A 23,222-nucleotide genomic window follows, 5' to 3' on the forward strand; every position below is an offset into this window, starting at 1 on the left:
TATTGAAAATTACAATCTATCTCGTTTTCATCATTATTAAAAGCCTATACAACGATTGTATGTTGTAAGCTTATTATCTAAGATTAGGAATCTTATGAACCGCACCCCAAAAGTTAGACATAAAAAATCTAACTTTTGGAGGCAGTACAATCTTATCCTAGTCTTTTTCTTTACCTTCTAAACTATTTGTAACGATCAGTTTGTCATTAGAGGAAGTTTGCTTGAAACAAACATAGTCTGTGAGAGGGAAATGAATCAACTTTAAAAAGGTTTCTGCAAATTGTTCAGGAGGGGTAGGTTCAGGTTGGGTAATCCAAATTTCGATAAAGATCAAAATTCCTCTAACAAGAACTTGAGCAGCCTTTTCTTTTGGAATGTTTAATTTTTGATAGTCAATCGTAATATGTTGTTCAATCCATTGTCCATAGGTATTTCGTAAAAATTCCCTCCAATATGGATCTGCTGCTGTTGTAAAAAGACAGCTGATTTGTTTTCGGTGGGTGTATAAGATAGGAATCACTACCTCTGCAAAAAAGACAAAAGGATCAGGATAAACTTTCTTATCATAAGTTTGAAAAATCATTCGAAATTCAGCATCAAGTTCTTTATGAATATAGTCTAGAATTTCATGATTTCCATTGAAATGACGTTTATAAATGGCTTGTCTTGAAATTCCAGCCTTTTTGGCAATTTCTGCTAAAGAAAAATGCATTTTATTTGGATGTTCCATAGCAAGCTCAAAAAAAGCCTCTAGAATTTTTTCTCTCGTATTAAGTACCATCTTGCTCCCTCCTTATAAATATTCTAATTTAAAAAATATATGTAGTCTAGCAAAACCATCGAAAAAAGTTTACATTTTGTAAACTACCTGTGAGCTATCCTGTTGTATATCAATGGGGTGTTTAAAACTTTACAGTTTGTCAAGAAATAGAACTAAAATATAGAGCATTTTGATTGAAAGGACTATAAGGTAGTTGATATAATGGTATTAGTGGAGTTTTGTACTTTTGTACAAAGTCCTGAAAAACCATAGAAAGGAAATCGTCATGATTAAAAAAGCGATGAATCTTGTTGGGGTTGCATTATTGCTGGCTTCAACAATCTTATCACCGGCTAGTGCTGTTGCTCAGACATTGTCGAATCAATCTTCTACAGTGACAACTCAGTCATCTCCGAAAACAGGAACGACTGAACAGCCAACGTCTCCTACTGAGTCAACGCAAAATGCAGCAGATACTAGTTCTAGTCAGGGGCAGCAGCCTGCTACTGAGAATAAAGCGGAAGCTAATTCAAATGAGCAGGAAAATAAGCCAAGCACCTCAAAAGAAGAAAGCTCTGATGCTAGCCAAGTAAAAGAAGATACATCTTCACAAAAAGCTAGTAAGGTAGAGGAAAAGAGTGAGACTCAGCCAGGAGCTCCACCTGCTGCTAAAGATACTAAAGATACCCAAGCAGCTCCTAAAACTAAAAGGGCAGCAAAAGAAATAGATGCGATTACGCAATTTAGTATTACGGATAAAGACGGGAAACCATTAAACAAACCGTTGCAACAATGGGAACAATTTAAAATTGATGGTCAGTTTAAGTTGCCAAATAACGATGTGCATGAAGGGGATTATACAACATTCAAAATCTCAGAAAATTTAGTCTTAGTACCAATTCCTGATTTTGATATAAAAGACCCAAATGGTCAAGTAGTAGCACGTGCAAATGTAGATACGACAAATCGAACACTGAAATTGATTTATACTAAATATGTAGAAAATAAATCAGATATTACGGGTAGCTTTTATTTTTATACTTACGTCAATCATCATATTGTGAAAGAAAAGAAAAAAGTTCCAATCGAAATCACGGTTAACCGTAATGTGGTTAAAGTAGGAGAACCAGAATTTGGAGGTTTAACTCCGCCAACCCAAAAAGATTTGGCAAAAGTAGGCAATTTTAAACCAGACAATACCATCACTTATGATATCACTGTAAATCAGTCAGGAAAAGAAGTTCTGGATGCAAAAGTAACTGATATTTTAAAAACACCAAATGTTTCTTATGATAAAAATAGTTTTGAAATTTACAAAGGGAAATGGGTCATTGAAGATAATCGTTGGGTTTTAAAAGATAAAGAAAATGTTACAAGTAAATTTAAAGTAGAATTTCCCTCTGAGTCAGAATTTTTTATTAAGTTAGGGAAGATAAATAAAGGTGAGGGCTACCATATTAAATATAAAGCTAAGGCAAATTATAAATTACAAAGTGGTGAAGTTGTTGAAAATGTCGCATCACTCTGGTCTAGTCAAACCAAAATTATAGACTCTATCGCCAAAACGACCTATCTAGAAGCGGGCGGAAGTGCAGAAGGCTATGTTTATTCTATAACCTTGCATAAAAAAGATGAGACCTCTGGATCACCTTTGGCAGGAGCAGTCTTTAGAGTAACACGTGATCGGAATGGTGCTGTTGTAGGAGACTTCACTACGGATAGTACAGGAAAAGTCACGATTCCTAATTTGTTGAAAGACAATTATACTATTAAAGAAATTAAAGCTCCGGGTGGTTATCAGTTAACAGACAAAGAAATTAAGGTTAAACCAGAAGACTTTGGAACAACTAAATCCATAACAAAAGATATCTTCAATAAAAAAATTGAAAAAGTATCTACACAATTACAAATTGAGAAAGAATTAATTGGTCGGAAACTTAAAGATAGAGAATTTGAATTTGAATTGAAGAAAGAGGGAGACCAAAATCCAATTCAAACAAAAACAAATGATGTCAACGGTAAAGTAACATTTGATCCAATTAACTATACTGAAGAAGGTACGCATAAGTACATTATTTCCGAAAAACGCAAAGTAAACCCTGAAAAAGGGATTAATTATGATCCGAACGATATCTATGTGATAGTGGTTATTTCAAGAGATGCGTCTGGTAAGTTAGTGTCAACTGTCAAGTATGAAGGTATTGATGGCCAAGGTGGTAGAGAAGAAAAGAATAAGTTCACAAACTATTACCTTCCAGAGAAGACAAGCACAAAACTTTCTGTAACTAAGAAATTAATTGGTCGTAAACTTCAAAAAAATGAATTTGAGTTTGACTTAAAAGAAAATGGACAAGTTCTCCAAACTGTAAAAAATGCGGCTGATGGTAAGGTTCAATTCAAAGAGCTTGAATATACTAAAGCAGGAACCTATCATTATACCATTAGTGAAAAAGCTGGTGATGTTCCAGGAGTTGAATATGAACCGAATCTTATCTCGGCAACTGTAACTGTCGAAGATAAGGGAGGAAAGCTTGAAGTTACAAAGATCACTTATTCGAAAGCTGGTGAGGAGACGAAGGATCCAACCTTTATCAACCAATACACTCCAGGAAAAACGTTTGCCCGATTAGAGGTAAATAAAATTCTGACAGGCCGTCAGCTACAAAAAGACGAGTTTGAGTTTGAATTGACTGGTAAGGAAGATCATATTCACCAAACGAAGAAAAACACTGCAGCTGGGAAAGTCCAGTTCGATCGGATTGAATATACTAAAGCAGGTGAATACCATTACACTATTAAAGAAAAAAACAATGGTCTAGGTGGTATCACTTATGATTCGAAAGAAATAAAAGTTACTGTCAAAGTTACAGATGACGGCAAAGGAAAACTGAATTCTGAAATTTTCTATGAAAATAATGATCAAACTTTCAAGAACACATACTCAGCTACTAAAACAAATGTACAACTCTCCGTTAAGAAAGTATTGACTGGTCGCAAACTGAAAGCGCAAGAGTTTGAGTTTGATTTGGTTGATAATACTGAAGTTAGTCCAACTGTCGGTAAAATCTTGCAAACTGTTAAAAATAACGCCAATGGTGAGGTCAATTTCAAATCATTGGAATATACTAAAGCAGGAACTTATGAATATTTTATCCGAGAGAACAAAGGTTCTGCACCAGGAGTTACCTATGACCAAAAATTTATCACGGTAACAGTAGAAGTCAAGGAGAAATCCGGTAAACTTGAAGTTAGCAAAGTGACTTATATGACAGATGGAGAAGAAATTAAAAAACCAACTTTCAATAATCGCTATACTCCAGTTAAAACATCTGCTAAGTTAGAAGTGAAAAAGGTTTTAACAGGTCGTCCTCTTCAAGAAGGTGAATTTGAATTTGAACTCAAAGATCTACAACGAAATAAAAAGATTTTAGAAACTGTAAAAAATACGGCTGATGGTAAGGTTCAATTCAAAGAGCTTAAATATACTAAAGCAGGAATCTATCATTATACCATTAGTGAAAAGGCTGGTGATGTTCCAGGAGTTGAATATGAACCGAATCTTATCTCGGCAACTGTAACTGTCGAAGATAAGGGAGGAAAGCTTGAAGTTACAAAGATCACTTATTCGAAAGCTGGTGAGGAGACGAAGGATCCAACCTTTATCAACCAATACACTCCAGGAAAAACGTTTGCCCGATTAGAGGTAAATAAAATTCTGACAGGCCGTCAGCTACAAAAAGACGAGTTTGAGTTTGAGTTGAAGGAAGATGGTAAACCAGATGTTCTTCAAACGGCTAAAAATGATGCCCAAGGAAAAGTTCGGTTCCAAGTTATTAACTACGACAAGGCAGGTGAGTATCACTACACCATTACAGAAAAAAATAATGGTCTGACAGGAGTTACTTATGACTCGAGCAAAGTCAAAGTCACAATTAAAGTAACGGATGATGGTAAAGGGAAGCTAAGAGCTTCCGTGACTTATGACGGTGGTAAAAAGACCTTTAAGAATACGTTCACACCAAAAGAAATCACAGTGCCACTGCAGGTGACAAAAGCCTTAACGGGTCGAAATCTACAAGATGACGAGTTTGAGTTTGAATTATACGATGGACAAAACAAGCTACTTCAAACAGTTAAAAATAAAGCGGATGGTACGATTCCTTTCAAAGCTCTTAAGTTCACCAAGACTGGTCTTTACAACTACCTTATCAAAGAGAAAGCTGGTAAGGTTCCAGGTGTTGGCTACGATAAACAACCAATTAAGGTTACCATTCGTGTTCAACAGGAAGAGGATGGACAGTTGATTTACAATATCGTCTACCTCGGTCTTGACGAGAGCGGTAAGAATAAAATTTCTAAACAAAGCTTTACAAATAAATACACTGCCAAAGGTACCGATGCTACTTTCTCTGTTACGAAGAAATTAACCGGACGTGCTTTGAAGGATGGCGAGTTTAGCTTTGAACTGAAAGAAGATGGCAAGGAAGACGTTCTTCAAACCAAGAAGAATGACAAAGCTGGTAAGGTTCAATTTGATACAATCAAGTATCAAACTGTTGGTACTCACAAGTACACCATTACTGAGAAAAATACAGGATTGGGTGGTGTGACTTACGACACCAAGACCATCAAGGTAACAGTTGAAGTCACCGATAATGGTAAAGGTCAGCTTGTTTCAAAAGTAACCTATGAAAACAATGACCAAACCTTCAACAATACATACTCTAGTCAAAAGGTTAGTGCACAACTAAGCGTAACCAAAGAACTGACAGGTCGTGCATTAAACGATCAAGAGTTTGAATTTGAATTAGTCGGATCTGATGACAACATTCGTCAAACGAAGAAAAATGCAGCAGACGGTCGTGTTACTTTTGATGCGATTGACTATACAAAAGTTGGCACTTATCATTACACCATCAAAGAGAAAGACAATGGCTTAGGTGGTGTGACCTATGATAAGAAAGAAATCAAAGCGACTGTCAAAGTTACTGATGATGGCAATGGTCAGTTAGTTGCCCAAGTATCTTATGATACAGCTAATCCAATCTTCCGCAATACTTACCTTGCTAAGGAAACAACTGCGGCATTAGAAGCGAACAAAGTGCTAACTGGTCGCGACCTAGAAGCGAATGAATTTGCCTTTGACTTGATTGATCCAAACGGTAAAGTGGTGGAAACCGTTAAGAACGCTAAAGATGGTAAGATTTCATTCAAAGAGTTGACATTCAAAACAGCTGGAACTTATACTTATACCATTAAAGAACAAGCTGGTGCTTTAGGTGGTGTGAAATATGACACCAAAGTAATCAAAGCAACAGTCACTGTCACGGATGATGGTAAAGGTCAACTACATGCAACAGTTGCTTATGAAAACAACCAAAACACCTTCACGAATACTTATTCAGCAGATAAAGCAACTGCGACTCTTTCTGCTAAGAAGCTATTAGAAGGTCGTAACCTCAAAGAAGGGGAATTTGAATTTGAACTGACTGGTACAGACGATCAAGTTCGCCAAACGAAGACAAATGCACAAGATGGTAGCGTCACTTTCGATACCATTGAGTATACTAAGGCGGGTACTTATCACTACACCATCACCGAAAAAGATACGAAACTCGGTGGCGTGAAATATGACACCAAAGTGATCAAAGCGACAGTCACTGTTACAGACGATGGTCAAGGCCGCTTAGTAACAAAAGTTGCTTATGAAAAAGATGATCAGACCTTCAAGAACACTTATTCCGCTGCAAAAACAAACGCACAACTCTCTGTTAAGAAAGCCTTGACAGGTCGTGCTTTGAAAGATGGCGAGTTTGAGTTTGAATTGAAAGGCCAAGATGATAAAGTTACTCAAAGCAAGAAGAATGCTCAAGATGGTAGTGTCACTTTTGACACCATTGAGTACACGAAAGCTGGTATCTATCATTACACCATCACTGAAAAAGATACAAAACTTCAAGGAATCACTTATGATAAGAAAGTCATTAAAGTTACAGTTGAAGTGACAGACGATGGCAATGGTCAGTTGCACGCTAAAGTAAGTTACGACAAAAACATCAAGACATTTGAAAATCGCTATATTCCACCGAAGAAGGGCTTACCTAAGACAGGTACTGTCATTCATATGTTAGCTATTTTCATTGGACTCATTGTTTTGGCTGGTGCAGTTTATCTTATTAAGAAAAAATCTTGATAGAATTAAGCTTGTAGGAAAAATATAAGTCTAAAATTGGAAATCTAGTGAGAATCCTCATGAAACATGGAGAGTCTCATTAGGTCTCCTTTTTTTGAGCTTAAATAGAGAAAAAAGAATATAGATAAATGCTTCAAAAAGATGTATAACTATAATTATCTCAAAATACAGCATTTTAGGAGGTGTCTATATGGATCAAGAAGATCTGTTTTGGATAACGATTAGTTCTTATTACTATTTGTATATCGTTTATTCTCTATTGGTGGATCAAAACTTGTTTCGTGAGATTCAAGATACGGACTTGCATCTGGTGTATAAGTATTCTGCTTGTCCTAAAACAAGTGTTTTCATACGTTGTTGCATGAAAAGTTTGTTTTATGTTGCCTTGCCTGTTTATCTCTTTTTAAACCGAACGCGTTATTATCAAGCTAGAGGTGAGGACGGGAAGCATCTGCACAAGCACGATTTTCTGTATCGCTATAGTGTTTACTTCACTTTTCCGCTGATTATTACTCGTATCATGGTTTATCTAGCGCAAGATGACACGAACGAAGTCGTCAATACGGTATCTAATCTATATTACACATTGATTTATCGGATTCCTTATTTTCAGTTATTATTTGCTTTATTTGTAGTGTATTTATATATTGTTGTGGCACATTATGTAGATAAAAGGTGTTTTCGATTTTACTTTATCAGCAATATAATGACAATTGTGGGCTCTCTCATCTTTATTATTCAATTTCTCGTTGGCTTCTATTTTTATTTTTTAGAGAGTGTTCCAGATGGGTTGAAGATTTTTTCTTTTTATTATGGAACAGTCCTAGCTTTAGAAAAGTTTTTAGCATGGCTAGTTATTTATATAGGTAATCACAACTATGGAGATCATTTGAGACAGTATGGTTTATATCAGAAAAAGAGATTGCTAGATTCACAGGCGATGAAACTTGTTCATTCTTTTGGAATGTGGATGACAAGTTTGTGGTTGTCTTTGAGGATGCGGTTTGCTTTGGTTCTGCTAGCGGTGACTTCCATAAACCTATCTCGTATTGTAGGATTTTTATCTAGAGGGAGTTTTCGATGTGCAATGTGGCAGCTACTATCTATTTTTATTTTGTATCCAGCTTTATTTTTCTTTTTACCTATTTTCTTTCTTTATATTTTTCCGACGGATTCAAGCGATTCTCCGATAGGAAGTTACCTACTCATTCGAAAAACGGAAAGTCAAACGATTTATTATTCAACTCCATCTTTAAAAATATTTTCTAAAGGTCAAAAATTGCTCTATCGGCAGCAATTGTTTTTGTTGGTAGACAGCTGGGTGAGTAAGAAGAATGTTCATTATTTGCGGTATCGTTCGGTAGAAACAGGAGTCACGTATTCTTTCATTTGGCAGCCACATACAAATTTGTTACGCTTGAATGGAGAAACATCGCAGGAGTTTATTCGAGATGGAACGAAAGATTATATTGAAAATTTGTCCAAGGATTCAATTACAAGTTTAGAAGGAACAGGATATGAAAAATGGGAACGACCAAAGGAAGAGTTGGAGCCATTTTCATGGCAAAAGCGAACGCGAAAGAAGCTATATAAAGGCTTGAGGTAATACTCGAGCCTTTCTGATGAAAAAGACACTGAAATTTTCACTTGACTCTTATTTTCTTTATGATATACTTAACTAGTAAAGAATTAACTGGTTAATCAGAAAGGGAGTAAAATGAGTCGGTTAGCACATGAAATTGATCATTTTTTAAATGAAATCATTTTAAAATCTGAGAATCAACATGAGATTTTGATTGGATCTTGCACAAGTGGCATGCCATTGACTAATACTCAAGAGCATATTTTGATGTTGTTGTCTGAGGAATCTTTGACAAATTCAGAGTTGGCGAAACGTTTGAATGTCAGTCAGGCAGCGGTTACAAAAGCCATTAAGTCGTTGATTAAGCAAGAGTTGTTGGAGCCATTTAAAGATGTGAAAGATGCGCGCGTCATTTTTTATCGTTTGACAGAATTGGCGAAGCCTGTTGCAGCTGAACATCAACACCATCATCACCATACGATAGAAATCTACGAAAAAATTGCCAATCAGTATAGTTCTGATGAGAAAGTCATCATTCAAAAATTCTTAGAAACCTTAGTAGGAGAAATCGGAAGATGAGGTATATCACAGTTGAAGATTTGTCTTTTTATTATGACAAAGAGCCTGTGTTGGAGCATATTAACTACTTTTTAGATAGTGGCGAGTTTGTAACCTTGACGGGAGAAAATGGTGCTGCTAAAACAACGCTTATAAAAGCTAGTCTTGGAATTTTGCAGCCTCGATTTGGCAAGATCGCTATTTCTAAGACAAATACGACTGGTAAAAAGTTGCGGATTGCTTATTTGCCGCAGCAAATTGCTAGCTTTAATGCAGGCTTTCCAAGTACTGTCTACGAATTTGTAAAATCGGGTCGTTATCCACGAAAAGGTTGGTTTCGTCGTTTAAATGCCCATGATGAGGAGCATATTAAAGTCAGTTTAGATGCAGTTGGTATGTGGGAAAATCGCGATAAACGGATTGGCTCGCTGTCAGGTGGGCAAAAGCAGCGGGCAGTGATTGCACGAATGTTTGCTTCAGATCCGGATATTTTTGTCTTGGATGAGCCAACAACAGGGATGGATGCTGGTAGTAAGGATGAATTTTATGATTTGATGCACCATAGTGCGCATCGGCATGGAAAAGCTGTTCTGATGATTACACATGATCCAGAGGAAGTCCGAAAATATGCAGACCGCAATATCCATTTAGTGCGAAATCAAGATTCGCCATGGCGCTGCTTCAACGTTCATGAGAGTGACAAGGAGGTGAGCCATGTTTAATTTACTAACTTATGATTTTATGCAACGGGCTTTTCTGGCTGTGATTGCAATGAGTTTGTTCTCACCTATTTTAGGAACGTTTTTAATTCTACGTCGTCAAAGTTTGATGAGTGATACACTTAGTCATGTGTCGCTTTCAGGAGTTGCATTTGGCTTGGTATTGGGTATTTCACCTACAATTTCAACAGTCATTATCGTGATGATTGCGGCAGTTTTTCTAGAGTATTTGCGCACTATCTACAAAGATTTTATGGAAATCGGAACAGCCATTTTAATGTCGACAGGACTTGCTATTGCTTTGATTGTGATGAGCAGGGGCAAAAGCTCCAGTTCCATGAGCTTAGACCAATATTTGTTTGGCTCTATTGTTACGATTAGTACGGAGCAAGTGATTTCGCTGTTTGTTATTGCGGCGATTGTACTTGTGTTGACTTTTCTCTTCATTCGGCCAATGTATATTTTGACCTTTGATGAAGATACAGCCTTTGTGGACGGTCTACCTGTGCGTACTATGTCTATTCTATTTAATATCGTGACAGGTGTTGCCATTGCTCTCATGATTCCAGCGGCAGGTGCGCTGTTGGTATCGACCATTATGGTGTTGCCGGCAAGTATTGCTTTACGGCTTGGGAAAAATTTCAAATCTGTTATTCTATTAGCTAATTTTATCGGATTTGTAGGTATGATTGCTGGATTGTATATTTCTTACTATGCTGAAACGCCAGCCAGTGCAAGTATTACGATTATTTTTGTCGGTGTATTTTTACTAGTGAATCTATTAAAAAAATTTATCAAATAGGAGTGAAAAATGAAGAAAATTGGTCTATTAGTAGCAAGCTTACTAAGTCTCTTTTTAGTGGCTTGTTCCAATCAAAAAAGCGCAAATGGGAAGCTAAATGTTGTGACAACATTTTATCCAGTTTATGAGTTTACTAAGCAAGTGACAGGTGATACTGCCAATGTTAAGTTGCTAATCGGTGCAGGGACAGAACCACATGAATATGAACCTTCTGCTAAGGCGGTTGCAACGATTCAAGATGCAGATACTTTCGTTTATGAAAATGAAAACATGGAAACTTGGGTGCCAAAATTGCTTAAAACCTTGAAAAAAGGTAAAGTGAATGTGGTGAAGGCGACTGGGAAGATGTTGCTACTGCCTGGTACAGAAGAGGAAGGAGATCATGATCATGGTAAAGAAGGACATCATCATGAATACGATCCTCATGTATGGTTATCACCAAAACGTGCTATTAAAATGGTGGAAAATATTCGTGACAGCTTAAGTAAACGCCATCCCGATAAGAAAGCGACTTTCCAAAAGAACGCAGCAGCTTACATTAAGAAATTAGAAACTCTGGATAAAGAATATGCAACTGGTTTAGCAAATGCAAAACAAAAAAGTTTTGTGACGCAACATGCTGCTTTTCGATATCTTGCATTGGATTATGGTTTGAAACAAGTTCCTATTTCAGGTCTTTCACCAGATAGTGAGCCTTCAGCAGCGCGTTTGGCTGAATTGACAAAATATATTAAGAAAAACAATATTAAGTATATCTATTTTGAAGAAAATGCTTCTCAAGCATTGGCTTCTACATTGGCAAAAGAAACAGGTGTGAAGTTAGATGTCCTTAATCCGCTTGAAAGTTTGACTGAAAAGCAAACAAAAGATGGAGCAGACTACATTTCCATCATGCAATCAAACCTGAAAGCTTTGAAAAAGACGACAGATCAAGCTGGTACTGAAATTTCTGCTGAAAAAGAAAAAAATACAAAGACTGTACAAAATGGCTACTTTGAAGATAGTGCTGTCAAAGACCGTACGTTGTCTGACTATGCAGGTCAATGGCAATCAGTTTATCCATACTTACAAGATGGCACTTTAGACCAAGTATTTGATTACAAGGCAAAATTAACTGGTAAGATGACAGCTGCTGAGTACAAAGCGTATTATGAAAAAGGCTATAAGACAGATGTGTCTCATATCAATATCACAGATAAGACCATGGAATTTGTAGTTAATGGTCAAAAGAAAAAATTTACTTACAAATACGTTGGTAAGCATACATTGACTTATTCTAAAGGCAATCGTGGTGTGCGTTTCATGTTTGAAACAACGGATAAAGATGCTGGAAAATATAAATATGTGCAATTCAGCGACCATAATATTGCACCAACGAAAGCAGCACACTTCCATATCTTCTATGGTGGTGAAAGCCAAGAAGCCCTCTTTAATGAATTGGAAAATTGGCCAACTTACTACCCAACTAAGCTGAGCGGACAAGAAATTGCCCAAGAAATGCTCGCACATTGATGAAGATATAAGAGCGTAAAAACGTTCAGAAATTAGTCAAAGTTAGGATTGTTTTTATGCAAAATAATGAAAATCGAGTTGAGCAATCTTCTCGATTTTTTGCTTGACAATTTCCGATTACAGATGTAAACTATAAAAGAATCAAAAATTACAATTGTAATCATAAGAGAGATGAGAGAATGGAACAACAAAATATCAGTAGGGCAGAATGGCAAGTTATGCGCGTGCTCTGGGCGTATCCTCATAGCCGGAGTACCGAAGTGGTGGAACGTTTAGAAGCTGATTTTGATTGGAAGCCAGCTACTGTTAAAACCTTGCTGAATCGCCTGAAAACCAAAGAGTTTATTTCAATGGAAAAGATTGAGGGGAAATTTTACTATGATGCATTGATTTTAGAAGATGAGCACTTGGAAAATAGTTGGCGTACCTTGCTTGACAATATGTGTAACACCAAGTATGGCGATTTAGTGGTTTCTATACTAGAAAGTAATCAATTTAGTCAAACGGATTTGTCTCGAATCCTAGATATTGTAAAAGAAAAGCAGATCCAAGCTCCTAAAAAGGTTGAATGCAATTGTCCGCTGGGTCAATGTACTTGCGGCGTGCATTGTCAAGATGAAACGAATAAATCCAAAATGGCGGAGTAAGAAATGGAAAATAATAAAAAAGAGTATAAATTGTCTGGAATGACTTGTGCAGCCTGCGCGATGACTATTGAAATGGTAGTCAAGGAACTTTCAACGGTAGAAGACGTTACTGTGAACTTGGCTACGGAAAAATTGACAGTTCTTCCCAAAGAAGGATTTGCAAGTGAGCAAGTCTTAGAGGCTGTGAAAGAAGCTGGCTACCAAGCGGCAGAAAAAGGAGAACAAAAGCAGTCTGATTATGCAAAACAGGTCACAGAAAAGAAAGAAAAAGTACGCCAAATGGCGAGTCAGATTCGGTTTGCGGCAGGAGCAACTGTGCCACTTCTTTATATTTCAATGGGGAGCATGATTGGTTTGCCGGTTCCTTCCTTTTTGGATCACATGGTGCATTCCATTGCTTTTGTATCGGCGCAGCTTTTCCTTACTTTACCGGCTATTTGGGTAGGCTGGGGCTTTTATGTGCGTGGCTTTCGGAATTTGGCGAAACGGCATCCGAATATGGATAGTTTGATTGCTGTAGGAACGAGTGCAGCCTTTCTTTATAGTTTGTACTCGGTCGTTCAAGTGTTATTTGGGCATCATACTTTTGTACACCAATTGTATTTTGAATCAGTTGGTGTGATTATCACTCTTGTTTTACTGGGGAAATATCTGGAAGACAATGCCAAAGGACGAACCTCACAAGCGATTCAAAGTTTGATGAGCTTAGTACCCAATCAGGCAACTGTGATCCGTTATGGCGAAGTCGTAACAATTGATACGGAAGACATCAAGGTGGGAGACATTGTGCGAATTAAGCCGGGAGAACGCATGCCGGTTGACGGTGTGGTTATATCTGGACAAACCTATGTAGATGAGTCTATGATGACAGGTGAAAGTGTTCCTGTTGAAAAAAATGCCGGAGATGTGATTACGAGTGCCACTATAAATCAAACGGGTTCTATTGATTATAAAGCAACCAAAGTCAGTTCAGACACGACTTTAGCTCAGATTGTTCATTTGGTAGAGGAAGCGCAAGGGTCAAAAGCGCCTATTGCGGCTATGGCAGATAAAATCTCGCTTTACTTTGTGCCAATTGTCTTAGTCTTGGCAGTTTTAGCAGCTCTGTTGTGGTACTTTCTGGCGGGAGAGAGTTTGCAATTCTCACTTTCTATCTTTATTGCGGTGTTGGTCATTGCTTGTCCTTGTGCGCTTGGCTTAGCTACTCCGACGGCTATTATGGTAGGTACGGGAAAAGGAGCTGAAAATGGTGTCTTGATTAAGTCTGGGGAAGCTCTTGAAGCGGCTCATTTGGTAGATGTTATTGTTCTAGATAAAACAGGTACGATTACAGAAGGAAAGCCCAGTTTGACTGATGTACTGACTTTTAGCACTATTTCGCGAGAGGCTTTACTTAGTTTGGTAGCAAGTAGTGAGCAACATTCAGAGCATCCGCTAGCAATTGCCGTTTTGCAAGCAGCTCAAGCAGAAGACTTATCTTTGGCGCCGGTAACAGATTTTCAAGCGATTTCAGGTAAAGGAATTATAGCCCAAGTAGAAGCGCAAGAAGTGTTGATTGGGAATGAAAGTCTGATGAGACAATACCAAATTGAGCTTGGAGAACATATTTCTGATTTGATTTTCTTATCACATCAAGGAAAGACAGCTATGTTTGTCGCTTTGGATAGGCAATTGGTTGGGCTGGTAGCAGTCGCTGACCAAATCAAAAAAAATAGTCGTGAAGCTATTGCAAAATTGCAAAAAATGGGCTTAGAAGTGGTGATGTTGACAGGGGATCGTGAGGAAACAGCTCAAGCCATTGCAAGAGAAGCTGGTGTCGATCAAGTGATTGCAGAAGTATTTCCAGACGGCAAAGCAGATGTCGTAAGAACTTTGCAAACTCAAGGAAAGAAAGTTGCTATGGTAGGTGATGGGATTAATGATGCACCTGCTCTTGTACAGGCCGAAGTTGGGATTGCCATTGGTTCTGGAACCGATGTGGCTATTGATTCAGCCGACATTGTCTTGATGCATAGCGATCTTTTAGACGTGGTGACAGCCATTCGACTTAGTCAAGCCACGATTAAAAATATCAAAGAAAATCTTTTCTGGGCCTTTGCCTACAATACTCTAGGAATACCGGTCGCAATGGGACTCTTGCATGTATTTGGCGGTCCGCTGCTTAATCCTATGTTAGCTGGTCTTGCCATGAGCTTTAGCTCGGTTTCTGTCGTCACCAATGCGCTACGTTTGCGGCGTTTTAAAATAAAATCATAAAAGGAGAATTCATCATGAAACAAATCATCACTTTAGAAAATATATCTTGTCAAAATTGCGTAAAACACGTCACTGAGCACTTTCTGAAAATGGAAGGTGTATCGGATGTTCAAATTGATTTAGACACAAAGGTTGCTACTGTAACCACGGATCACACTTACAGCGCAGAAGACTACCAAGCAGCACTTGCTAAAACAATTTATAAAGTTGTCAATGTTGCATAACTAAAAACGGACAGGCAAATATACTGACGCCTGTCCGTTTTTAGTTTTCTTTCTTTAATCCCTCTTCAAAACTTTCGGAAAAGGCTTCAATACTTAGTTTTTCAAGTGTAAAAGGATGTGTGAACGTTAAGCGATGAGCATGGAGCATGAGACGCTCTGTATTTTGCGAATTGTACAGTGGATCGCCAATGATAGGGTATCCGTGGTGAGCTAGATGTACCCGAATTTGATGAGTTCGTCCAGTTTTAAGCTGGCACTTGACGAGGGTGTTGTTTCCAATCTCTTTGAGCTTGCTGACCTGTGTTTCAGCGTATTGACCGTTCTTGTGATCTACCAGACGTTTTCTGCGATCATGACGATTGCGCCCGATTTTATCCGTATAGATTTGATGTTTTTTTGGGAAAGTTCCTTGTACCAAAGCCCAATATTCGCGAGAAATTTCTTTGTTTTCTAGCAATCGATTTAAGATTGGCAGGATAAATGAATTTTTAGCAAAAAGGACAGCCCCACTAGTTTCCTTGTCCAAGCGATGAACGACATAGCACGTACTTCCAACATAAGCAGAGACATGATTTAAAAGCGCCAGCTCTGTCGGTTCATTGGCATGTGTTTTCATACCTTCAGGTTTATTGACAATGATGATGTGTTCATCTTGATATAATTCTTCCACAAGATCAGCTTTTCCTACTAAAATGGACTTTTTCGGATAATCTTCTTCGTCAAAAATCAATGTAATTTTATCATGTGGGTGGATAATGCTCTGCCAGTTAATCGGTTTTTGATTGACGAAGACATGTTTTTTGATACGCAAAAAATGGCGAATCTTCCGTGGAATCAGAAACTGTTCTTCCAGCAGTTCTTTGACTGTCATCTCTGGCAGACCTTGTGGAATCGTAATTGTAAAATGCATGATTTTATTGTAACAAAATAGTAGATGATTGCAAATAGTCAGCTAACTCTTGAACAATTTCTTAAAGTTTTCTAAACGAAACGCTTGATAAGAGGTCCTTTCTTGTCTGGATATGGAGAAGGTGATAGAATAGGGATATGAAAAAATTGAGTGAATTATTTGAAATAGTAGTAAATCATTTTAAAAAGGACAGTCCTGAGCGCAACCATCAAGAGGTGACAGAGGTGGAAGAAAGCGAATCACATTTGAGTCGTTCTGGGAAAAGCCGAAAAAAGCCAATTTCTCAGCATCCATTTCGTCGATTTTGGCGTCGCTATCACCTGACGAAGATTGTTTTGATTCTGGGACTTGGTTTTGGTTTGGTGACAGGGGGCTATCTCTTTTATGTTGCCAAATCCACTAATGTGAATGATTTACAGAATGCGTTGAAAGCAACGACATCAATTTATGATAAGGACGGAAAAAAAGCGGGCAGCTTGTCAGGGCAAAAGGGAACTTACGTAGAATTGTCCAAAATTAGTCCGAACTTACAACATGCCGTCATTGCGACAGAAGACCGTTCCTTTTATAAAAATAGTGGTATTAACTACGGTCGTTTTATTCTAGCAATTTTAACGGCTGGGCGTTCTGGTGGTGGTTCTACCATTACACAACAATTAGCTAAAAATGCTTACTTATCTCAGGATCAGACCATTGAGCGGAAGGCAAAAGAGTTTTTCCTAGCTTTAGAATTAACTAAAAAATATAGTAAAAAGCAGATTCTCACTATGTACCTCAATAATTCTTATTTTGGAAATGGTGTTTGGGGTGTAGAAGATGCCTCTAAAAAGTACTTCGGCGTATCTGCCAGTCAGTTGACCCTCGACCAATCTGCTACTTTAGCAGGAATGCTCAAAGGACCGGAACTATATAATCCGCTTGCTTCTATAAAAAACGCAACGAATCGACGCAATACCGTTTTACAAAATATGGTAGCAGCAGGTTATATCAATCAAAATACTGCAAACCAAGCAGCAGCAAATGGTTTAGGTAGTCAATTGGTAGATGCTTATACAGGAAAATCGGCAGATTATCGTTATCCGTCTTACTTTGATGCGGTTATCAATGAAGCAGTACGTGATTATGGCTTGACAGAAGCTGATATTGTCAATAACGGCTATCGCATTTACACAGAGCTAGATCAAAATTACCAAGCTAGCATGCAAGTTATCTATGATCGTAAAGATTTATTTCCACAAGCAGCAGATGGTACACGAGCTCAATCAGGAAGTGTAGCACTTGATCCAAAGACAGGTGGTGTTCGTGCTCTTGTCGGCCAAATCAATAGTACCAGTGCTGGTTTTAGAAGTTTCAACTATGCCACACAATCTTCAAGAAGTCCGGGCTCTACCATTAAGCCCTTGGTTGTGTACAGCCCCGCAGTTGATGCAGGTTGGTCTATCAATAAAGAATTGGATAATAGTACAACAACGTATGGAAATTATACCGTGAATAACTATGCTGGGATTCAAACCAGTCCGACTGTACCAATGTATCAGGCTTTAGCACAATCCTTAAATATTCCCGCAGTTGCGGCTGCCAATGAATTGGGGCTGAAAAAGGTTTTTGAATATGGTAAAAAATTTGGCCTGAATATGGATAAAGTGAGTCAGACCCTTGGGGTAGCTCTTGGTAGTGGCGTAACAACTAATCCGCTACAAATGGCACAAGCTTATTCTACTTTTGCAAATAATGGGGTTATGAATGATGCGCATTTGATTACCAAAATTGAAAATGCTAGTGGGCAAGTCGTTAAAACTCATAAATCCACCTCGACTCGAGTACTCAACCGCTCAACAACAGAAAAAATGACGAGTATGATGCTGGGAACATTTACCAATGGTACTGGTGTGTATGCAGCACCTTATGGCTATACTATGGCTGGAAAGACGGGAACGACAGAAACTAACTTTAATCCAGATTTATCAGGAGACCAATGGGTTATTGGTTACACGCCAGATGTGGTTATCAGTCAGTGGTTAGGTTTTCCAAAGACAGATGAAAATCATTATCTGACAGGCACAAGTGCTAATGAAGCTTCAGCTATTTTCCGAAGTGTGGCAAATAGTATCTTACCGTATACAAAGGGTACGAAGTTCGGTGATGAAAATGCCTATGCAAAAAATGGTATTGCACCGGTTGATACGAGTGGTACAAATAACACTACGAATCAAAGTGACAATCGTTCAGATGTCTTGAAAGATGTGCAGGATAAAGCTAAGAACTTGGTTGACCAAGCTAAAAAAGCAATTGATGATGCTAAAATTCCTGAAAAAGCGAAAAATCTTTGGGATACAGTCAAGAGTTGGTTCCAATAGACTTGTCAAAAACGGGCTTTCCTGATATAATAAATAGAATGGAGGCGTTATGGCACTAAAAAGAGCAAGTCTGGCGTGCACGGTTTGTGGATCGAGAAACTATTCAATTAAATTGAGTAGTACGCCAAAACCAAAACGTCTGGAAGTAAATAAGTATTGTAAACATTGCAGTAAATATACAATTCATAAAGAAACTAGATAGGAGAAAGTTGTGAAATTCATCAGAGATACATTTCAAGTGTTAAAAGATACAACTTGGCCAACTAGAAAGCAAAGCTGGATAGATTTTATCTCAGTCATGGAATACACCGCTTTCTTTGTTGTTATTATTTATCTTTTCGATCTCTTTGTTACAAGAGGTTTAGTACGATTGTTAAATATCTTTTAATTTTTAACCTGCTTGCTATTTGTCAAGTAGGTTTTTATTGTAAAAAATAGCAGTTAAAAGGTTGCATTGGCTATTTTTATGGTATAATAGGGCTAGAAAGAAACCGAAGCCCACAGGCTTTTTTATTTAGGAAAGGAAGAACTCATGGACAGTTTTGATAAAGGCTGGTTTGTTCTGCAAACCTACTCGGGTTATGAAAATAAAGTAAAAGAAAATCTTTTGCAACGTGCGCAAACCTACAATATGTTGGAAAACATTTTGCGCGTGGAAATCCCAACACAAACGGTACAAGTAGAGAAAAATGGAAAAACGAAAGAAGTTGAAGAAAATCGTTTTCCAGGTTATGTCCTGGTAGAAATGGTGATGACAGATGAAGCGTGGTTTGTCGTACGGAACACACCAAACGTAACCGGTTTTGTCGGTTCACACGGAAATCGCTCTAAACCAACACCGCTTTTGGAAGAAGAAATCCGCCAAATTTTGATTTCAATGGGACAAACCGTTCAAGAATTCGATATTCATGTGAAAGTTGGCGATACTGTGCGTATCATTGATGGAGCTTTTGCAGATTATACAGGTAAAATCACCGAAATTGACAACAACAAAGTTAAAATGATTATCTCTATGTTTGGCAATGACACGGTTGCAGAAGTAAATCTGAATCAAATTGCAGAGCTATAATTCCTTGAAAAACATAAAAGGGGTTGGGAAAAATTTCCCACTCTTTTTATATGCTATTTTAGCTTACTTACAAGTTTTGATATTCTCGCTAAGAGCTTATGCTCTTGATAATGATAGATTTCTAGTTGTTGAAAACGAATACAGAATTCTTTGAAAATGTTATAATAAGGATTGATAGAACAAAAAAATCATCTTTAAGGAGAAGTTATGAAGACTATTTTTGAAAATCAAGAAGTCAAATTGAACCGTAAAAATGGAAGTACGGTCATTGTTAGAAATGATGGTTTTTCTTATCTAGACGCAAAAAGTGAAAAGAAAAATCTGAATATTTCATTTGATAAAGTTTCTACTATCTTGTCACTTCGTTATTGTAACTCTAATTCAAGTTATAATCTCATTTTTCGAGATAAGAATGGAAAGAATATGGCTGAATTTGATACAGATACCACCATTTACAATAATGGCCATAATATTTTAGAAACGAAAGCAATCCTATTGGCTTTTGCAGCAAGTAAACTTACAAAAGATTTCCCAAATAACCTAAGGGATCTTGATATAACACTGGCTTTTAGCATGAAAGAAAAAGAAATCCGTATTGCCAGTGGTATCATTTATGGCTCAAAGCATAAAATTAGTATTGAAGATATTCGTAGAGTACAATGTGTAACAAATGGTACGATTTCAAATCTTGCACTGTACAAAAGTGATAAAAAGACATTTTGGGATATGCCTGATATGAAGGTTCCTTGTAATGAAATTACTTTACCTTTATTTGAAGCGATTGTTACTAAAAATACAGGGAAGGGAATAGATTTCAGTCGTGGAAACGGTTTTGATCAAAAGACTTCTGAATTTATGATTATTCGTTATATAGATGCTAACTTTTTTGTCAATAGTGATGGAACTCTTGATAAAGAATGGCAAAAACAAGTCTATGATAGAATGAGTGCATACAAATATGACCTTGCAACTTTATTAGAATGGGTACTGTAGATTGAGAGTATAACTTTTACATATAAGTTGCTTTGTAGAGATAGAAAAAGGGAATAAAATGAACTTTAGTCAGCTATTACAGAAAGCAATCCGTACAGAATTACATGGATAAAATAGAAGCGGTCAGCGATGTCCGCTTTTTATGTATAAACAAAATAAAGTGTTACCAAATAGATAGCCTCAAATTTATTCCCAGATTAGTTTCAAAGTAAAACAAAAAGCCTGATTTCACAGGCTTTTTGTTCGGTTGATTCCTGACAAGTCAGGTATTGAAAGGCGGTAGACGGATTTGAACCGACGATCAAGCTTTTGCAGAGCCGTGCCTTACCACTTGGCTATACCGCCACAACTTTTACTATTTTATCGTAAAAAATCGTTTTCGTCAAGAGTGTAGATTTGTTTCTATCGGTAAAATTGTAGCGCTTCATCATCTAAGATTAAACTATAGAATAAACGGATGGAGATTGAGAAGACTATAAAAAAGCAGAATACCTCTTGTAAAATAGAAGAACTTTTGATATGATAGTAGATGTCGTGTAATCGGCAAATACTCATTTCAGATGAATTGTGAAATTGTTGCCTACGGTTGATTTTGCAAGTTGAAATCTGAAAGAGGAAAAAAACAAAAAGGAGATCTTACTCATGGCAGTAATTTCAATGAAACAACTTCTTGAGGCTGGTGTTCACTTTGGTCACCAAACTCGTCGCTGGAACCCTAAGATGGCTAAATACATCTTTACAGAACGTAACGGTATCCACGTAATTGACCTTCAGCAAACTGTAAAATTTGCAGATCAAGCATACGACTTTATGCGCGATGCTGCTGCTAATGATGCGGTTATCTTGTTTGTTGGTACGAAAAAGCAAGCTGCTGATGCTGTAAAAGATGAAGCAGAACGTGCAGGTCAATACTACATCAACCACCGTTGGTTGGGTGGAACTCTCACTAACTGGGAAACGATCCAAAAACGTGTTGCTCGTTTGAAAGAAATCAAACGCATGGAAGAAGACGGAATTTTTGACGTGCTTCCTAAGAAAGAAGTCGCTCTTCTTAATAAACAACGCGCTCGTCTTGAAAAATTCTTGGGTGGTATCGAAGAAATGCCTCGCATCCCAGACGTAATGTACGTTGTTGATCCACATAAAGAACAAATCGCTGTAAAAGAAGCTAAGAAGCTTGGTATTCCAGTGGTTGCGATGGTCGACACGAATACAGATCCAGATGACATTGATGTGATTATTCCAGCAAATGATGATGCTATCCGTGCTGTTAAATTAATCACTGCGAAAATGGCTGATGCGATTATCGAAGGGCGTCAAGGTGAAGATAACGTTGAATCAGTAGAAGCAGAATTAGCTGCAACTGATACACAAGCAGATTCTATTGAAGAAATCGTTGAAGTTGTTGAAGGCTCAAACGAATAATCAAGTAACGAACCTATGGGGCGGGGCCTAGCCCTCCCCTTTTTATTAAATAAAACCGTAATATCTTAATTGGAGGATCAAAATGGCAGAAATTACAGCTAAGCTTGTAAAAGAATTGCGTGAAAAATCTGGTGCTGGTGTCATGGATGCTAAAAAAGCACTTGTAGAAGTAGATGGCGATATCGAAAAAGCAATCGAATTGCTTCGTGAAAAAGGTATGGCAAAAGCTGCTAAAAAAGCAGATCGTGTTGCTGCTGAAGGATTGACTGGTGTCTATGTGAGTGGCAATATCGCTGCTATCGTTGAAGTGAATTCAGAAACAGATTTTGTAGCAAAAAATGCTCAATTTGTTGAATTAGTAAACGAAACGGCTAAAGTGATTGCAGAAGGCAAACCAGCGAACAATGAAGAAGCACTTGCTTTGATAATGCCTTCAGGAGAAACGCTTGAAGCTGCTTATGTTAGTGCAACTGCTACAATTGGAGAAAAAATTTCATTCCGTCGTTTTGCAGTTGTTGAAAAAGCAGATGATCAAGTATTTGGAGCTTACCAACACAATGGTGGACGTATCGGCGTTATCACAGTTCTTTCTGGCAGTGACGAAGATCTTGCAAAACACGTGGCAATGCATGTTGCCGCTATGAAACCTTCCGTTCTTTCATACAAAGAATTGAGCGAAGAATTTATCCATGATGAATTGGCTCAAATGAACCATAAAATTGACCAAGACAATGAAAGCCGTGCAATGGTTGGTAAACCAGCACTTCCACACTACAAATTTGGTTCTAAACTTCAATTGACAGATGAAGTAATTGCACAAGCTGAAGAAGATATTAAAGCAGGTCTTGCGGCTGAAGGTAAGCCAGAAAAAATCTGGGACAAAATCATCCCTGGTAAGATGGATCGCTTTATGTTAGATAACACAAAAGTCGACCAACAATATACACTCTTAGCCCAAATTTATATTATGGATGACAGCAAAACTGTTGAAGCATTCCTTGAAAGTCAAGGGGCTACAATCGCTAGCTTCACACGTTTTGAAGTAGGTGACGGTATTGAAAAAGCTGCCAATGATTTTGAATCAGAAGTAGCTGCTACAATGGCTGCTGCACTTGGACAAAACTAAGAATAAAAAAACAAACATATAAAATAACATGAGATAGGATTCCTGCTTTTCCCTGTTTTGTGGTATTTATAAGAAGTCTCATATGAATC

General features: G+C 37.6%; 18 protein-coding genes and 1 tRNA gene. 16 read left to right on the plus strand and 3 right to left on the minus strand.

Annotation, left to right across the window (positions count from 1 at the left end):
• Positions 1 to 157: 157 nt before the first annotated feature.
• Complete coding sequence (locus HMPREF2542_RS02990) at positions 158 to 781, minus strand: TetR/AcrR family transcriptional regulator (RefSeq protein WP_039677531.1); 624 nt, start codon at positions 779 to 781, stop codon at positions 158 to 160.
• 265 nt (positions 782 to 1,046) lie between these two features.
• Between HMPREF2542_RS02990 and HMPREF2542_RS02995 the strand changes: the two genes are divergently transcribed.
• The 9 genes from HMPREF2542_RS02995 (at position 1,047) to HMPREF2542_RS03035 (ending at position 15,253) form a co-directional block, all read left to right on the plus strand.
• Entirely contained in the window at positions 1,047 to 6,953 is a 5,907-nt protein-coding gene (locus tag HMPREF2542_RS02995) for a Spy0128 family protein (protein ID WP_058670043.1), read from the plus strand.
• Between the two features lie 190 nt (positions 6,954 to 7,143).
• A complete protein-coding gene (locus HMPREF2542_RS03000) occupies positions 7,144 to 8,559 on the plus strand; it encodes a hypothetical protein (protein WP_058670044.1) in 1,416 nt (471 codons plus the stop codon).
• 111 nt (positions 8,560 to 8,670) lie between these two features.
• A complete protein-coding gene (locus HMPREF2542_RS03005) occupies positions 8,671 to 9,114 on the plus strand; it encodes a zinc-dependent MarR family transcriptional regulator (RefSeq protein ID WP_049482327.1) in 444 nt (147 codons plus the stop codon).
• A complete protein-coding gene (locus HMPREF2542_RS03010; RefSeq protein WP_006268902.1) occupies positions 9,111 to 9,815 on the plus strand; it encodes a metal ABC transporter ATP-binding protein in 705 nt (234 codons plus the stop codon). The genes HMPREF2542_RS03005 and HMPREF2542_RS03010 overlap by 4 nt, the downstream gene beginning before the upstream one ends.
• Positions 9,808 to 10,614 (plus strand): metal ABC transporter permease, encoded by an 807-nt coding sequence (locus HMPREF2542_RS03015; RefSeq protein ID WP_006269729.1) that lies wholly within the window; start codon positions 9,808 to 9,810, stop codon positions 10,612 to 10,614. Before HMPREF2542_RS03010 ends, HMPREF2542_RS03015 begins: the two co-directional genes overlap by 8 nt.
• A gap of 9 nt (positions 10,615 to 10,623) precedes the next feature.
• Positions 10,624 to 12,126, plus strand: a complete 1,503-nt coding sequence (locus HMPREF2542_RS03020) for a zinc ABC transporter substrate-binding protein AdcA (RefSeq protein ID WP_058670045.1) — start codon at positions 10,624 to 10,626, stop codon at positions 12,124 to 12,126.
• Positions 12,127 to 12,305: 179 nt separating this feature from the next.
• Positions 12,306 to 12,773: a CopY/TcrY family copper transport repressor gene (locus tag HMPREF2542_RS03025; RefSeq protein ID WP_049476222.1), complete on the plus strand. Its 468-nt coding sequence runs from the start codon at positions 12,306 to 12,308 to the stop codon at positions 12,771 to 12,773.
• A 3-nt stretch (positions 12,774 to 12,776) separates the two neighbouring features.
• Positions 12,777 to 15,029 carry a heavy metal translocating P-type ATPase gene (locus HMPREF2542_RS03030; protein WP_070484303.1) on the plus strand — a complete coding sequence of 751 codons (2,253 nt, stop codon included), beginning with the start codon at positions 12,777 to 12,779 and terminating at the stop codon, positions 15,027 to 15,029.
• Positions 15,030 to 15,043: 14 nt separating this feature from the next.
• Positions 15,044 to 15,253: a heavy-metal-associated domain-containing protein gene (locus HMPREF2542_RS03035; RefSeq protein WP_058670047.1), complete on the plus strand. Its 210-nt coding sequence runs from the start codon at positions 15,044 to 15,046 to the stop codon at positions 15,251 to 15,253.
• A gap of 40 nt (positions 15,254 to 15,293) precedes the next feature.
• Here HMPREF2542_RS03035 and HMPREF2542_RS03040 read toward each other — a convergent pair whose 3' ends face one another.
• Positions 15,294 to 16,163, minus strand: a complete 870-nt coding sequence (locus HMPREF2542_RS03040) for an RluA family pseudouridine synthase (RefSeq protein WP_058670048.1) — start codon at positions 16,161 to 16,163, stop codon at positions 15,294 to 15,296.
• A gap of 137 nt (positions 16,164 to 16,300) precedes the next feature.
• On the opposite strand from HMPREF2542_RS03040, the gene pbp2a reads away from it, so the two are divergent.
• From pbp2a to HMPREF2542_RS03060, 5 genes are all read left to right on the plus strand, one after another.
• Positions 16,301 to 18,520 carry a penicillin-binding protein PBP2A gene (gene pbp2a, locus HMPREF2542_RS03045; RefSeq protein ID WP_070484306.1) on the plus strand — a complete coding sequence of 740 codons (2,220 nt, stop codon included), beginning with the start codon at positions 16,301 to 16,303 and terminating at the stop codon, positions 18,518 to 18,520.
• A gap of 49 nt (positions 18,521 to 18,569) precedes the next feature.
• Positions 18,570 to 18,722, plus strand: coding sequence for a 50S ribosomal protein L33 (gene rpmG / locus HMPREF2542_RS09490; RefSeq protein ID WP_020997544.1), 153 nt, complete (start codon positions 18,570 to 18,572; stop codon positions 18,720 to 18,722).
• Between the two features lie 9 nt (positions 18,723 to 18,731).
• Complete coding sequence (gene secE / locus HMPREF2542_RS03050) at positions 18,732 to 18,908, plus strand: preprotein translocase subunit SecE (RefSeq protein ID WP_003071100.1); 177 nt, start codon at positions 18,732 to 18,734, stop codon at positions 18,906 to 18,908.
• A 144-nt stretch (positions 18,909 to 19,052) separates the two neighbouring features.
• A complete protein-coding gene (gene nusG / locus HMPREF2542_RS03055) occupies positions 19,053 to 19,589 on the plus strand; it encodes a transcription termination/antitermination protein NusG (RefSeq protein WP_003071098.1) in 537 nt (178 codons plus the stop codon).
• Between the two features lie 207 nt (positions 19,590 to 19,796).
• The gene (locus HMPREF2542_RS03060; RefSeq protein ID WP_049482343.1) at positions 19,797 to 20,582 is read left to right on the plus strand and encodes a hypothetical protein; all 786 of its coding nucleotides are present in this window, start codon (positions 19,797 to 19,799) and stop codon (positions 20,580 to 20,582) included.
• Positions 20,583 to 20,856: 274 nt separating this feature from the next.
• Here HMPREF2542_RS03060 and HMPREF2542_RS03065 read toward each other — a convergent pair.
• Positions 20,857 to 20,927, minus strand: a tRNA-Cys gene (locus tag HMPREF2542_RS03065).
• Positions 20,928 to 21,224: 297 nt separating this feature from the next.
• On the opposite strand from HMPREF2542_RS03065, the gene rpsB reads away from it, so the two are divergent.
• Positions 21,225 to 22,007, plus strand: a complete 783-nt coding sequence (rpsB, locus tag HMPREF2542_RS03070; RefSeq protein WP_003071092.1) for a 30S ribosomal protein S2 — start codon at positions 21,225 to 21,227, stop codon at positions 22,005 to 22,007.
• 82 nt (positions 22,008 to 22,089) lie between these two features.
• Positions 22,090 to 23,133, plus strand: a complete 1,044-nt coding sequence (gene tsf / locus HMPREF2542_RS03075; RefSeq protein ID WP_003071089.1) for a translation elongation factor Ts — start codon at positions 22,090 to 22,092, stop codon at positions 23,131 to 23,133.
• Positions 23,134 to 23,222: the final 89 nt, after the last annotated feature.

Origin of the sequence: Streptococcus sp. HMSC034B05 (assembly GCF_001809055.1) — a bacterium.
In the GTDB taxonomy this organism is placed as follows: Bacteria; Bacillota; Bacilli; order Lactobacillales; family Streptococcaceae; genus Streptococcus; species Streptococcus constellatus.